The following is a 13,176-nucleotide window of genomic DNA, read 5'->3' as shown; positions in this document are numbered from 1 at the left end:
CTATATATGAAGCAAGAAGAAACTAGTTTTGTCAAAAAAACAAGAAAAAAGAAAAAAGTTTGCAGAGCGGATGAAAATGCTCTGCAAACAGTTGAAAAAAAGCATGATGCTTGGAGACTGATTATTTGTTCAGCTTCGCTTTCACACGGCTGACGACATTGCTGACCGTAAAGCCGTATTTCTCAATAATGGTTTCACCAGGTGCAGATGCACCAAATTTATCAATGGCAATTACGTCACCATCGAGACCAGTGTAACGCTCCCAGCCAAGTGAAGCTCCCATTTCAATCGCAACACGAGCCCGCACTGCTGTCGGAAGGACTGACTCTTTGTATTCGTCAGACTGCTGATCGAATCGATCCCATGCAGGAAGACTGACAACAGATGCGCGGATACCCTCTTTTTCAAGTGCCTTTTGCGCTTCAATCGCTAAACCAACCTCAGATCCAGAAGCGAGTAGAAGTGCTTCTGGCTGTGCATCAGCTGCTTCCACGACAACGTATCCACCCTTTTCTACTCCTTCATATGCCTTCTCAGGTGCTTGATCAATCGTTGGAAGGTTTTGACGAGTCAGAACTAGTGCTGTCGGTTTATCCGTTGAAGATACAGCAAGTTTCCACGCTGCAGCTGTCTCGTTCCCATCCGCAGGGCGAATGACAGAAAGGTTTGGCATCGCACGTAATGAAGCAAGCTGTTCAACCGGCTCATGCGTCGGGCCATCTTCACCAACAGCGATACTGTCATGAGTAAAGACATAAGTAACTGGAAGTCCCATTAAGGCAGCAAGACGAATCGCTGGTCTTAAGTAATCTGAGAAAACAAAGAACGTTCCGCCGAATACACGAAGGCCGCCGTGAAGTGCCATACCGTTTAATGCGGCACCCATTGCAAATTCTCTGACACCGAACCAAATGTTCTTGCCGGCATAATGATCTTTCCCAAAATCGTCTGTGTTTTTGATCGTTGTTTTGTTTGAACCTGCAAGGTCAGCAGAACCACCAATGAAGAAAGGTACTTGCTTCGCAATGCCATTTAAGACTTCGCCTGAAGAAGCGCGGGAGGCAAGACTTGAGCCTGCTTCATAAACAGGAACCTCTTGATCCCAATTCTCAGGAAGCTTTCCTTCAATCGCAAGCTTCAATTGAGCTGCTAGCTCAGGGTATTCTTTTTCATATTGCGCAAATTGTTCATTCCAAGCTGCTTCTTTTTTCTGACCAGCGTCTTTTACAGCTTCTTTGAAATGATCGTACACTTCAGAAGGTACATGGAAATCTTCTTCAAACGTCCAAGAGTATGCTTCCTTCGTCAGCTTTGCTTCGTCGCTGCCAAGTGGTGCACCATGCACACCAGACGTTCCTGCACGGTTTGGCGATCCGAAACCGATGGTTGTTTTCACTTCGATCAGTGTAGGTCTGTCTGTGCTTTGTTTTGCCTTTTCAATAGCAGCTGTCACTTCTTCAATGTTGTTGCCGTCTTTTACGTAAAGAACTTCCCAGTTCATCGCTTCAAAACGATTCTTCACATTTTCAGAGAATGAACGATCTAGGTCGCCATCTAAAGAAATATCATTTGAATCATAAAGAACAATTAAACGTCCTAAGCCTAAATGACCAGCAAGGGAAGCAGCTTCAGAGGAAATCCCCTCCATTAAGTCTCCATCTCCGCAAATGCTGTATGTATAGTGATCTACAACATTAAAGTTGTCTTTGTTATACGTTTCCGCAAGATGTCTTTCTGCAAGTGCCATACCAACTGCCATGGCAATCCCCTGTCCTAAAGGACCTGTTGTGGCATCTACGCCTTCTGTATGTCCAAATTCAGGATGTCCAGGTGTTTTGCTACCCCATTGGCGGAATTGTTTTAGATCATCGATGCTCAGGTTGTATCCGCTTAAATGAAGCATGCTATATAGAAGCATAGAACCATGTCCCGCAGATAATACAAAACGGTCTCTGTTAAACCAATTTGGGTTTTGCGGACTTACGTTTAAGTGATTCGTCCATAAAGCGTATGCCATTGGTGCAGCACCCATCGGCATTCCAGGGTGACCGGAATTCGCTTTTTCAATTGCGTCTATGGAGAGAGTACGTATTGTTGCAATAGATTTCAATTCAATCGTTTCCATATAAATCCCCTTCCGTATCTTGTGTACACCATTATCATAAATCTACTGTCCTTTTTTCACAACTATTTCACGCTGAAAAAGAGTGATTTTATCACATTTAGTTTATCGATCACCTAAAAAGTTATGCAAAAATGAAAAAAGATGAGAATGTTTTTCCCATCTTTTCAAAATTCAAGAAATCATACGCTTAATGAAGGTTTTGATCTCTTTCTCTTTTTAATTTTTCTGGTGTGACATCGTTTCCTTCAGGGTCAACGATTTTCACGGTTTTAAGTGTATTTTTCATAGAAGAACGAAAAGCTTTTAAATACTCTTCTCTTAATTGCTTTTGTTCTGTTTTTTCAGCGTCTGACAATCCGGTCTCTTTTGACTTTTTTGAAAGCTCATTGATTCTTGCAAGCTGATTTTTAGAAATCATGACTAACTCCTTTAAAACATTTTCTCTACATACTACTAAATATCGATCACTTTGACAACAAATCAAGCTTTAGGTGATCAAACCTTTTTCATATTCTTGATACCTTCTATGAACCGTTGCTTTTGAAATGTCAAAACCTAGTGCCTGAAGAGTTGCTGCGATTTCGGCGAAGGTCATGTTGTTCTTTCTTAATCGAACAATTTCTGAAATCGGCACTTCAATACGCTCACGGCCAGGCGCATGATCCTGCTGTTTTAAATTCAGTTCGGGCTGATACCCGCCTTCTACGGCTCTTCTCATTCCCCGCTTGATTTTCAGGTTATGAATTTTTCGTTGATATTCTTCAACGACTCCGACGATCTCAATCACCATTTCATCAGCTTCTGAAAGCTCAAGCTCCCCTCTATGAAACGTACTGTACACTTTCACATTTTCTTTAAAAAGACAATGAAGAAGCGCAATTTTTGCTTGTCCTCTTCCGAGACGTGTTTCATCCTGGATAAGAACAGCATCAATTGACTTTTCTCTTAGTGTAGCTAGCATATCAAACACACCATCGCGATCTAGATCATACCCGCTTGCTTTTTCTTTAATAACTTTAACCACATTCATCTTGTGCATAGCAGCTAAAGCCAGCAATTCTTCTTCTTGTCTCTTCAGCGAGGTTTCCTGCTCTTCTTTGACAGTGCTTACTCTCGCATAGATGATTGCATTCATGTCTTCAATCGACCTTTCTACTGTACTGTTGCAAGTTGATATACGACTGGATGCTCTTTTTTGACTGGTATGACAAGGATGTCACCAGGCTGGATTTCTGTTGAAGCAAGATCATTGTGCTGAGTGACCCAGTCAATAAACGCATTTTTATCAATAGATTTGCTGTCGTTTACTTGATCAGCTAACCCCCAAAGCGTATCACCTGATTGAACTTCTATTTTAACATATTGATTTGGATCATTATGGCTTGTGACTGCAATAAGTGAGAGAAATATGCCAACGATGAATGAGAATACCCCAATAAAAATAATAGATTCTTTTAACCTCATAATGTCATCTCTCCTAATAGAATGTGTGTTCGTTCTTTCTGTCACTTATTATAAATACGAACAAACGTTTCTGTCAAACGTTTTTTTCGAACCTATGTTTGTACTGTTAGGAAAAACATGCTATAATTTCTTTAAAATTGACGTTTTGAGGTGCAAAAGATGACGAAGCTATCAAAAAGACAACTCGATATCCTGACATTCATCAAAGAAGAAGTAAAAAGTAAGGGCTATCCCCCATCCGTTCGTGAAATTGGAGAAGCTGTCGGTCTAGCATCCAGTTCAACGGTTCATGGACATTTAGCTAGACTAGAAACGAAGGGCTTAATAAGAAGAGACCCGACAAAACCTAGAGCGATCGAAGTACTAGATGAAGAGGAATTGAATATTCCAAAGAGTGCTGTAATGAACGTACCAGTCATCGGAAAAGTAACAGCAGGCTTGCCTATTACGGCTGTTGAGAATGTAGAAGAATACTTCCCTCTTCCTGAAACTTTTGCAGCACCGGATGAACAAGTGTTTATGCTTGAAATTATGGGAGAAAGTATGATTGATGCAGGCATTTTGGACAAGGACTATGTCATTGTGCGTCAGCAAAGCACTGCTAACAATGGAGATATTGTCGTCGCCATGACAGAGGAAGATGAAGCGACAGTGAAACGTTTTTATAAAGAAGATACACACTTTAGATTACAGCCAGAAAACCCATCTATGGAACCGATTATTTTACAGAATGTAAGTATACTAGGTAAAGTGATTGGCGTATTTAGAAATATTCACTAAAAAAAGCCGGTATTTCATCAGCTAATGATGAGAACCGGCTTTTTTTTATGAACAAGAATAGGCAAGAATACTCGAGCTTGGGAAGGAACCAAATGTAAAGTTCGGCCAAATAAAGCCCGTTGTTCTCCCGAAAGGCTGTGAAGATAAGACATACATTAAAAATACTTGACCGTTTCTCATTAAGACAATCGTCCATCTTCTATTACATCCCGCAGCGAATTGAACCGATTGCTGCCCTCCACCTGTTTGCCCTGAAATTAGTGACTGCATGCTTTGAGGCTGTGATAATGCTTGCTGATATTGCGAAATAATATGCTGTGGTGGAGCTGGCGGGGCTGAGCCACTAGATCCGTGCCCGGTGCCTCCTCCCCCGAATGGGAATCCTGGAAATCCTCCAACTTGTGAAGGAAACGACGGAAAACCTTGCATCTGCCTATCATATGAGTACCCATTCCACATACCTTCATACGGATAATACATATTCAACACCACTTTCTTAGTCATTCATCACGATAGTATATGACATAAATGAAAAAGCGTGTTAAACGTCCAAAAAGAAACTTTTCCAAAAAACGTTTTGTTCTTCTTTAGAACGGTTAAATACTAGATATAAAGAAAAAATAAAAAAATGAAAACTTTTTGCCACCCTCAAACGTTATATATATAGAAAGAAAAGAAATAAAAAACATTTTAATTTAACACTTGTAATATCGCTGTAATTATTGTAACATTTGTAACATAAGAAGTTTTCATTGAGAAAAGGAGGCAATTGCCTTGAAAAAATTATTCGTTTTATTAACTGCTATTATGCTTATGATCTCATTACAATCTACAACATTGGCCGCTTCTAAAAAACCAGCCACTTTGACAAATAAAGAAGCGTTACATATTGCCCTTGATGCACGAGAACACTTTTGGAGTGCGATGTCAGGCTACAAAATTAAGGAACATTCTGATTACAAATTAAAATCATTTAGCTATAAAGACATGACTTACAACTATCTTTCTAAAACATTTGATACAAAGAAAAAACTAAACAGCTACCTATCTCAAGTTTTCACAAAAGAAGCCATCAATCAAGGTTTAAAAGACTACCAGTTCATTGTTCATAAAGGTAAAATGGCTGTTCCAGTTGGCGACGGAGACAATATGCTTAATTGGGATAAAGCAACACCTAAACTTGTCTCTAACAAACAAACAGTCCGCACATATGAATTCACTGTCCCAACACTTGACGGGCGCAAAGTAAAAAGAACAGTTACGTTCGAAAAAGGACAAAAAGATTGGAAAGTCACAAAAATTGACGCTGTTATCTAAATAAAAACCAGGCCATTAATCGGCCTGGTTTTTATATTGGAGAAAATTCAGTCATGCGTTCTAATGCGTGAGCAAGTGATGCTGCCGTGCGAAATTCATTAAAAGGAAGCCCGAGCTGTACAGCGGTTTGGGCAATTTCTGGTCTGATTCCTGAAATGGTTGTCTCTACTCCAATTAACCGAAGTGATGTGACAAGATCAAAAATTTGCTGAGCCACCATTGTATCAATAATGACAACGCCCGATAAATCAATACATAAATGCTGCACACCTTTTTGTGAGCACTGTTTCAGCGTATTTTCTAAAATAATCTTTGCTCTCGCTGTATCAATATCACCTACTAACGGCAATAACGCAATATGGCTTTTTAAAACAATGACAGGTGAACTTAGCTCGTAAATCATGTCTCTTTGTGCCACGAGCTTCTTCGTTGTATTTTTCACGTATTGCTGAATGAACACATGAATTGAAATATTAAATGCCTCTGAAATTAAATCATACCAATAAAAGATGCGGTCAATATCAATATCATCTTGGCGCTGCTTAATAAATTCTTTTAAGTAATGAAGGACCACTCTTTGATTAGACATGTATTCTCTCACAACATAATCTAATGGTGTGTTTAAATGCTTCGGATCACTGGCTAAGTCTTCAGACCACTTCTTAAACTCAGTATGTAAATACGTCTTGTCTTCAATAAGCGCACGTATAAAATGCTGGTAATAATCTTGATTTTGCCGTTTCAGCTCTGATATGATGCTGGAATCTGTTGAACGATAGATTGATTCTGGATCATCATCCTCAATTGAATCATACCAGGTTTCAGTCAGTTTCTCTGCATGTTGCATGAAATAGTCGTATAATGCACGGTTCTTATCCATAAGCATATATCCCTTCACATTCTGTCATTGAATTGTATCTTATAGGTCAATTGTACACTGAATCTTTTGTCCCTGCGAACTCCAATACGCTCTAAGCGAACAAAAAAGACACCTACTCATAGGCGCCACTCTTTTAGTTTTATTTCACAATAAATAATATTCTTTTCCCATCAGGATACCTACTCATCTGGTGTCCGACCCAGGAGCCTGCTCCCCTATTGTCAGACGGGCTGACATATTGAACACTCGCCCCTTTTCCTCCTTCAAGACAAACGGCCATTGGCCACTCATCTCGGTCGAATCCCGGTTTAGTCGGAATGCCTTTTAAAGATTCTTGCCTGCGAGCATCTGCTCCATTTCGGTCTATCGTACACACATCGGAATGCCCTTTTCGAATGGCTTCTTGAATATGACTGCCTGTTTCAGGATACCGTTCCTTTGGAAATTGAATGACATGATCATATCGTTCCGCACCTTTTGCCGCATGTTCCTCCCCAAAACCACCTAACAGCGTGCCCATCCATATCACAAAGCACAAAGCAACAGCAGCCATCCAGCCTCTTCTCATCTTCAAAAGTGTGAGACCTCCTCATTTTTTTCAAGCAGAATCTTGACTTAAAGGGAATGTGTCATTTTAATGTATGAGTCGTTCTCGAATGACATGTGAAAAAATGAAGAGGCTGAGAGGTCAATGGATCTTTCAAGCGTATACAGATAGACACTTATTTCCATATAAAAAAGCTTGTCCCCTATGAAGGAAACAAGCTTTAGCCTCTAGCTTTTATTGCGCTTTTGCATAGTTGATAAATTCAACAAAGGCAGCTGTCGCTTTTGGACCGCCATTAATCGTTCCGTTTGAATACCCTGCGTTATGAACCCCAACGATTTGCTGATTTTGATCTAGCATCGCTGAGCCTGAATTTCCGCTAAATGTATCAATCGTATAGTATGCGAGGTTCGTATCTTCTCTTGTCACAGAACCTGACATCTCCCATTGCGAGATCTTGCCAGTCGATCTCATTTTATCACCTGGATATCCAGAAATTTTAATCGTTGTCCCAGTTAAGTTTGTCACCTGACGGATGGAACGGTAACCGACTGTATTGCCAATGTTCGTATCTGTTTTGATTACAGCAAAATCATATTGGCTCGCACCTGTATTGATATATCCGCTTGGCACATAGAATTCCGTCATTTTTGCTGAGCCATTCACTGCTGTGCTATCGTTCATGCCTGGATACACCGATCCTTTTGCACTATAACTTCTTGATGCTGTATTGTACACACAGTGTCCGTTTGTCAAAATTTTGTTAGGGGCAATAAGTGTCCCTGTGCAGCTTGAGCCGCCAAAAGTAATATAAGCAATTGAATTGTATGGTGCTACTCTTGTGTTTGCTACTTTTGTTCTACCATCGTCTCCAATGACGACTTTCGTTTGAGAGTCTTTTAAATATTTTGATAGTGGTTTTACTTTTTCGCCAACAGTAGAAGATAGATCATCCACTTTGTCAAAGGATGAGGGGGATTTCGAATCATTGTGGAAATCACTTGAAGAGATCACCTTTCCATCAGAAGTCACCATGTCATAATCAGACGTTAGTACTGAATCCGATGCCGCATGGGCAAAACTAGGCACACTTAAAGCACCAAAAACGAGTAGAGAAGGGAGTAACATTTTCACCTTTTTCATCATATTCCTCCTTTATATCCTATATCAAAAATCATACGATTGTTTCATATTGGAGTAAATGAGAGAATATTCTTATTTTTTAAAAATATTTCATTATTAAATTAGGTGTTTTGAATCTTTCCAACTTTCATTCTATCGATCTCACCTTTCTTAATGAAAAGGAAAAACCGCCTAATTGGCGGCCTTTCTTCTTGTTAGCTCCATACATCTTTTACATATCTATTATTATTTGCTAGGGTTGTTAGCCAATTTTCAGCATCTTCCTTCGAGCATTGTTTCTCGTGTTGATAGAGGTCGATCAATGTAGACTCTACGTCTGGTGCCATGACTTTTCCGTCTCCGCACACGTAAAGGTACGCACCTTCATCGAGTAATTTGATGAGCATACCGCCGTCTTCTTTTAACAAATGCTGGACATATACTTTTTGGTCTTTGTGACGAGAATAAGCCCGGCGGATGTGAACAACTCCTTTTTGCGCTGCAAGCTGCATTTCCTCAAAATACAGATCATCTTCATGAGGGTGACGGCAGCCAAAATACAGGTGAGCTTCACCTAGTCGCTTGCCTTCCTTCTGCCACACTTCTCTTGCCTGAACAAATCCTCTAAATGGAGCGATTCCTGTACCAGGTCCGATCATGATCATCGGTGTTTCGGATGAAGGCGGCAGCTGGAATCCTGCCTGCGCTTCGTGAAGGAAGCAGGCGACTTCTTCTCCTTTTTGCAGATCGCATAAATAGTTTGATGCGACTCCTGCATATTCACCGCGGCCGCTCCACGCTTTCCCTTTCACAACCGCCACTGTGATACTGACTCTTTTTTCATCGACCTTTGGTGAGCTAGAAATAGAATAATAGCGCGGCTTCAAACCTGGTAAAAGTGCTAAAAAGTGCGCAAATGGCATTTCACATGCTTCATATTGATCTAGTAAGTCCAGCATGGTGACTCGTTTCTTTAAAATAGCTTCTTGATATGCTTCACCAGCCATTTGCTCAAGCTCCACGCAATGAGGCGGACAAACTGTATACGAGGCAAGCTCTCTTAGCTGTGTACGTGTTGCCGGTTCTTGAAGCTCAACATGTGACGCAAGTAATTCTCTTATTTGAATAGGCTGACCTAAAGGTAAGTGATTTGCTTCTTTCTCAGAAGAAAGCTTGATGTGCTGCTTAGGATCTAGATTGAAGCGATCAATCACCCGCTGAACGAGTACATCACGATTTTTCGGAACAATTCCGATATGATCCCCTTCTTTGTATTTTTTCCCTTCAGGTAGTCGCAACTCTATATGTCTTGTTTTCCGCTCACTTTTTTGAGATTGTAATTCTTCATTTTTCAGTACAACAGCTGAAAAGGCACCATATGTTTTCGCCACAGGACGTTCTACTAGCTCATTTGTATAAGCTACTGATAGTTTTGGGGTTTCCTTACCTTTCTCTTGGAAGGTGAGCTGAAATTCTTTTGCTAACTGCTCGAAGACTGTTTTCTGAAATGTTTCTTTATCCTCATCCATATCTCCGCCTGCGTCACCTTCTCCTAAATCAGCTACACGCTTTGCCCCTTTACTTTCAAGTGCTTCATCAATGAGACGAGGAATACGCTGGTACGTACTTGCCCAATTTCGATCCCCGCATCCAAACACAGTAAATGTCACGTTTGTTAAATCCTTCTCTTTATCCTGCGTGACCCAATCCACAAATGTTTTCGCATGGTCAGGCGGATGTCCATTGTATGAAGCGGTCACGATAAGAACTGCACCTTTTTCTGGTAATTTGCGTGCATAGTCATCGAGCGGAGCCGTGGTCACATCAAACCCTTTTGCTTTTCCGTCTTCAGCCAATTCGTTTGCGATTTGCTGCGCTGTACCAAGATTTGATCCATATAAAACAAGTAGTGGTGTACCATGACTCTTCACTTTAGACTCTTCAATGGTGGTGCTTTTTTTTGTTTCTTCTTTCGGTGGTGCCATAAAGAGTTGCTGCTTCCTTGGCCGCACTTTGATTTTAAAATCGTTTGGCTTAATCGTTAAAGATTCTTTTAAATTAAGTTCGTATGATGTGTTATCAATCAATTCCATGTTGTGCAAGACCATTGCCAGTACCATAGTGGCTTCATGAAGAGCAAATTGCATACCAATACATGCACGCTGTCCATTCCCAAAAGGCTTGTAGGCATGCTGCGGGATCTTTTCAGGGTGCAGAAAACGCTCTGGTTTAAATTCTTCCGCATCCTCTCCCCATACCGCTTGATCACGGTGTAATTTAGGGAGCAGAACGGAAACACTTTGGTTCTTTTTAATCGAGTATTTCCCTCCGATAATTGTGTCCTCTTTCGCATAAAGAGAGAACGTAGGCGCTGTTGGCCAGAGGCGAAGGGCTTCATTTAAAACCATACGAGTGTAAGTTAGTTTCTGTACCTGCTTAAATGTTGGCAGTTCGCCTTGCAGCACATCATCTGCTTCTTGGACGGCTTTCTTTAATTTTTCTGGATTCTTTAATAAGAAATAAATCGCAAAGGATAACAGCCCGCTTGTTGTTTCGTGCCCAGCTATTAAGAAGGTGATGATTTGATAGCGAATATTTTCATCTGACAGGCGCTCACCTGTTTCAGGGTCCTTTGCATGAAGCATGAGGGACAGTAAATCATTGCCCGTTTTATCTTGTTTTCTCCTTTCTTGAATAATATCGTCTACTAATGTCTTCATAAAATCTACATTTTCTTCAAATTTTTTTCTTCTTTTGATCATTAATTTATCTGCAACCGGCAACCTACTTGCTTGTTCCATCGCTTCGTTTAACCCGTTCAGCATGCTTTCGATGAAAGGATGCTGATTTTCTTTATAAAAGCTGTTAAACCTGAAGTCAAAACCACAAAGTCCAATCGTATCTAAAGTGAGCTTTGTCATATCCTCTGCTACTTCAATTTCTTCATCACGGCCTGTTCTTTGCCATTTTTGTACAAGCTGTGTGGCAATATCGAGCATCATCTCATGGTAGCCCTTCATGGCCTGCTGACTAAACGCCGGCATCAAGATGTGATGAGCCTTTCTCCAGTTCGGTTCTTCTGTCCAGCTTGTAAATAACCCATCCCCTGAAAATGTTCTTACTTTATTCAGACTGCTCCCGATGAATTTATCAAAACGGCTCTCATCAAATACTTCTTTGGCAAGTTCATGGCTGGAAACAAAAATACTTGTTGCTTTTGAAAATTCAAATTGAAAGATCGGTCCTAATTCATCTGCCAGCCGCCAAAAGGATTGAGAAAGCTCTCCCTTTTTGATATGAGGAATATTTTTAAAAGGTCCGTATGTTTTGGGTTTTGGAATGATTGATGTTTGTTGCATGGTCCCGCTCCCTTTCATTCATTAAGATGCAACGCTGATAGCGCGCCATAAACTTTGCTCAATGTCCTCTAGAAATTCAATCGTTGGCTCTATTCCGTCTGCAAGAATTTGTTTATGCAGCTGTACAAAGGCACCAAATACAATCGATAAAATGGTTCTACCTGAGAGATTTGGATGAATCCCATCCCTTTTTCCTTCTTCAAAGATCAGGAATAGCTCATGTAACAAATGCTGCATTTTCTCTTTGCTCGTCTCGTCTAAGTAATGGGATCTTCTATCAATTTCTAAGAAATATAGCCCGCTTGGATTCTCCTTTGTAAATAAAACGAGGCAATAGAATACATGCTTAAAGTACGCACGAATACTTGCCTTTGGATCTGGACTGTTTGTGTTCATTTTTTCGATAAAAGCAGAAAGGCTACGCTGATACAAAATATTGACGAGTGCCTCTTTACTGTCGAAATAACGGTAAATGGTTCCTGCTCCGACGTTTGCTCTTTTTGAAATCATCGGCATCGTGGTGCCATCAAATCCCCGTTCAATAAATAAGTCTAGTGAAGCCTTCATGATCTGTTCTTGTTTATCAGTCACTGCTGGCACTTCATCCCCTCCTCATCTAATAGGAATGAACATTCATTCCGCATGCGGTATATTATATTAATATTTTAATTTCTTCTATATATACTTAAACATACTTATTTTTCTTCGTCATCACATTTTCTGAAAATAATAATAATTAAGAAATGATGCCTAGTCAGGCAGCACCCAAAGGACTTAGAAACATTGACAGATATGTGTCATGCAGGGTACTTCAGCACTACACCTTCATTCTTGATCAATCGGAGAGTGAATGTGGTCGTCATATGTATCAATATATAAACTGCCATTACTTGAGCGGACTGCGTATACAATGTCCTTTAAGGAGAGCTGCCTTTTCTTAAGCTCTTCATCTATCCATTCCACAGTTAATTGATTTTCATGAATGTTTTTCAAAATGAGCTTTCCGTCCATGATCACTTCGATCGGCATGTAGACCTCGGCCTTCTTATACAATTGAAGATCCTTTCGAGTGATATTTTCAAATGAAGGATATTTTTTCACTGACATATGTCCATCTGTTTCAATCATGGCAAATTCAACTTCGCTAATATCAAAAATGTCTTTTTCTCTCAGCTGCTGATTTAAATAATCAAGGGTATACCTCATTCCCTTCATATTCTCTTCAAGAATTTTGCCATTTTGTATGACAAGGGTTGGTTTACCAGCCATAAATCCTCTCAATTTCCGGCTCCTTAAAGCAATCAGTGAAATCACATAAATGATGATGACAAGTGTGACAAAGGAAATCGTCGTGTGATGAAATGGAAGCGTTGTATTAAACGCGAGACTCGCCGCAATTGAACCTAAGCTGATGGCTGCTATAAAATCAAAAATATTCATTTGAGCAATGGTTTGCTTTCCAAGAAGACGTGCTCCGCCAAATAAAATCGCAAAAGCAAACATCGTCCGTAAAATGACTTCAATATGGTCAGGCATGTCAGGGCCACCCCTTTCATTTGCAACAAAAAAAGCCTTTTCCTTA

The 13,176-nt window shown here is 40.3% G+C and carries 13 protein-coding genes; 2 read left to right on the top strand and 11 right to left on the bottom strand.

Annotation, left to right across the window (positions count from 1 at the left end; translation table 11 throughout):
* Positions 1 to 121 precede the first annotated feature (121 nt).
* The 4 genes from tkt to yneA all read right to left on the bottom strand — a co-directional run bounded on the left by tkt (position 122) and on the right by yneA (position 3,589).
* On the bottom strand, positions 122 to 2,125 hold the full coding sequence (gene tkt / locus NKR21_RS09770) for a transketolase (protein ID WP_119124943.1): 2,004 nt from the start codon (positions 2,123 to 2,125) through the stop codon (positions 122 to 124).
* A gap of 187 nt (positions 2,126 to 2,312) precedes the next feature.
* A complete protein-coding gene (locus tag NKR21_RS09765) occupies positions 2,313 to 2,543 on the bottom strand; it encodes a DUF896 domain-containing protein (protein WP_003211509.1) in 231 nt (76 codons plus the stop codon).
* Positions 2,544 to 2,612: 69 nt separating this feature from the next.
* Positions 2,613 to 3,260, bottom strand: coding sequence for a YneB family resolvase-like protein (locus NKR21_RS09760; protein WP_012010098.1), 648 nt, complete (start codon positions 3,258 to 3,260; stop codon positions 2,613 to 2,615).
* Between the two features lie 17 nt (positions 3,261 to 3,277).
* Entirely contained in the window at positions 3,278 to 3,589 is a 312-nt protein-coding gene (gene yneA, locus NKR21_RS09755) for a cell division suppressor protein YneA (protein ID WP_003211955.1), read from the bottom strand.
* Positions 3,590 to 3,748: 159 nt separating this feature from the next.
* Between yneA and lexA the strand changes: the two genes are divergently transcribed.
* The gene (lexA, locus tag NKR21_RS09750) at positions 3,749 to 4,369 is read left to right on the top strand and encodes a transcriptional repressor LexA (RefSeq protein ID WP_012010096.1); all 621 of its coding nucleotides are present in this window, start codon (positions 3,749 to 3,751) and stop codon (positions 4,367 to 4,369) included.
* A 45-nt stretch (positions 4,370 to 4,414) separates the two neighbouring features.
* On the opposite strand, the gene NKR21_RS09745 is transcribed toward lexA, so the two are convergent.
* Positions 4,415 to 4,849 (bottom strand): hypothetical protein, encoded by a 435-nt coding sequence (locus NKR21_RS09745; protein ID WP_012010095.1) that lies wholly within the window; start codon positions 4,847 to 4,849, stop codon positions 4,415 to 4,417.
* Positions 4,850 to 5,143: 294 nt separating this feature from the next.
* On the opposite strand from NKR21_RS09745, the gene NKR21_RS09740 reads away from it, so the two are divergent.
* Positions 5,144 to 5,686: an IseA DL-endopeptidase inhibitor family protein gene (locus NKR21_RS09740; protein WP_012010094.1), complete on the top strand. Its 543-nt coding sequence runs from the start codon at positions 5,144 to 5,146 to the stop codon at positions 5,684 to 5,686.
* Positions 5,687 to 5,717: 31 nt separating this feature from the next.
* Here the strand turns inward: NKR21_RS09740 and NKR21_RS09735 are convergent, their stop codons facing one another.
* The 6 genes from NKR21_RS09735 to NKR21_RS09710 all read right to left on the bottom strand — a co-directional run bounded on the left by NKR21_RS09735 (position 5,718) and on the right by NKR21_RS09710 (position 13,130).
* Positions 5,718 to 6,566, bottom strand: a complete 849-nt coding sequence (locus NKR21_RS09735) for an STAS domain-containing protein (protein WP_012010093.1) — start codon at positions 6,564 to 6,566, stop codon at positions 5,718 to 5,720.
* A 139-nt stretch (positions 6,567 to 6,705) separates the two neighbouring features.
* Positions 6,706 to 7,086 (bottom strand): NucA/NucB deoxyribonuclease domain-containing protein, encoded by a 381-nt coding sequence (locus NKR21_RS09730; protein WP_253602583.1) that lies wholly within the window; start codon positions 7,084 to 7,086, stop codon positions 6,706 to 6,708.
* Positions 7,087 to 7,347: 261 nt separating this feature from the next.
* Positions 7,348 to 8,256, bottom strand: a complete 909-nt coding sequence (locus tag NKR21_RS09725) for a trypsin-like serine peptidase (protein WP_041815555.1) — start codon at positions 8,254 to 8,256, stop codon at positions 7,348 to 7,350.
* A gap of 194 nt (positions 8,257 to 8,450) precedes the next feature.
* On the bottom strand, positions 8,451 to 11,594 hold the full coding sequence (locus tag NKR21_RS09720) for a bifunctional cytochrome P450/NADPH--P450 reductase (RefSeq protein WP_144456592.1): 3,144 nt from the start codon (positions 11,592 to 11,594) through the stop codon (positions 8,451 to 8,453).
* Between the two features lie 21 nt (positions 11,595 to 11,615).
* Positions 11,616 to 12,194, bottom strand: coding sequence for a TetR/AcrR family transcriptional regulator (locus NKR21_RS09715; protein ID WP_012010089.1), 579 nt, complete (start codon positions 12,192 to 12,194; stop codon positions 11,616 to 11,618).
* Between the two features lie 225 nt (positions 12,195 to 12,419).
* Entirely contained in the window at positions 12,420 to 13,130 is a 711-nt protein-coding gene (locus NKR21_RS09710) for a DUF421 domain-containing protein (RefSeq protein ID WP_144456594.1), read from the bottom strand.
* Between the last annotated feature and the right edge of the window lie 46 nt (positions 13,131 to 13,176).

Source organism: Bacillus sp. 1735sda2, assembly GCF_024159245.1.
Classification (GTDB): Bacteria; Bacillota; Bacilli; order Bacillales; family Bacillaceae; genus Bacillus; species Bacillus pumilus_O.
This window is presented reverse-complemented; position numbering and strand designations above follow the sequence as displayed.

Coding starts and splice junctions, on each gene's coding strand:
- tkt (WP_119124943.1), bottom strand. CDS start 2,125: ATGGAAACGATTGAATTGAAATCTATTGCAACAATACGTACTCTCTCC.
- NKR21_RS09765 (WP_003211509.1), bottom strand. CDS start 2,543: ATGATTTCTAAAAATCAGCTTGCAAGAATCAATGAGCTTTCAAAAAAG.
- NKR21_RS09760 (WP_012010098.1), bottom strand. CDS start 3,260: ATGAATGCAATCATCTATGCGAGAGTAAGCACTGTCAAAGAAGAGCAG.
- yneA (WP_003211955.1), bottom strand. CDS start 3,589: ATGAGGTTAAAAGAATCTATTATTTTTATTGGGGTATTCTCATTCATC.
- lexA (WP_012010096.1), top strand. CDS start 3,749: ATGACGAAGCTATCAAAAAGACAACTCGATATCCTGACATTCATCAAA.
- NKR21_RS09745 (WP_012010095.1), bottom strand. CDS start 4,849: ATGTATTATCCGTATGAAGGTATGTGGAATGGGTACTCATATGATAGG.
- NKR21_RS09735 (WP_012010093.1), bottom strand. CDS start 6,566: ATGGATAAGAACCGTGCATTATACGACTATTTCATGCAACATGCAGAG.
- NKR21_RS09730 (WP_253602583.1), bottom strand. CDS start 7,086: ATGGGCACGCTGTTAGGTGGTTTTGGGGAGGAACATGCGGCAAAAGGT.
- NKR21_RS09725 (WP_041815555.1), bottom strand. CDS start 8,256: ATGAAAAAGGTGAAAATGTTACTCCCTTCTCTACTCGTTTTTGGTGCT.
- NKR21_RS09720 (WP_144456592.1), bottom strand. CDS start 11,594: ATGCAACAAACATCAATCATTCCAAAACCCAAAACATACGGACCTTTT.
- NKR21_RS09710 (WP_144456594.1), bottom strand. CDS start 13,130: ATGCCTGACCATATTGAAGTCATTTTACGGACGATGTTTGCTTTTGCG.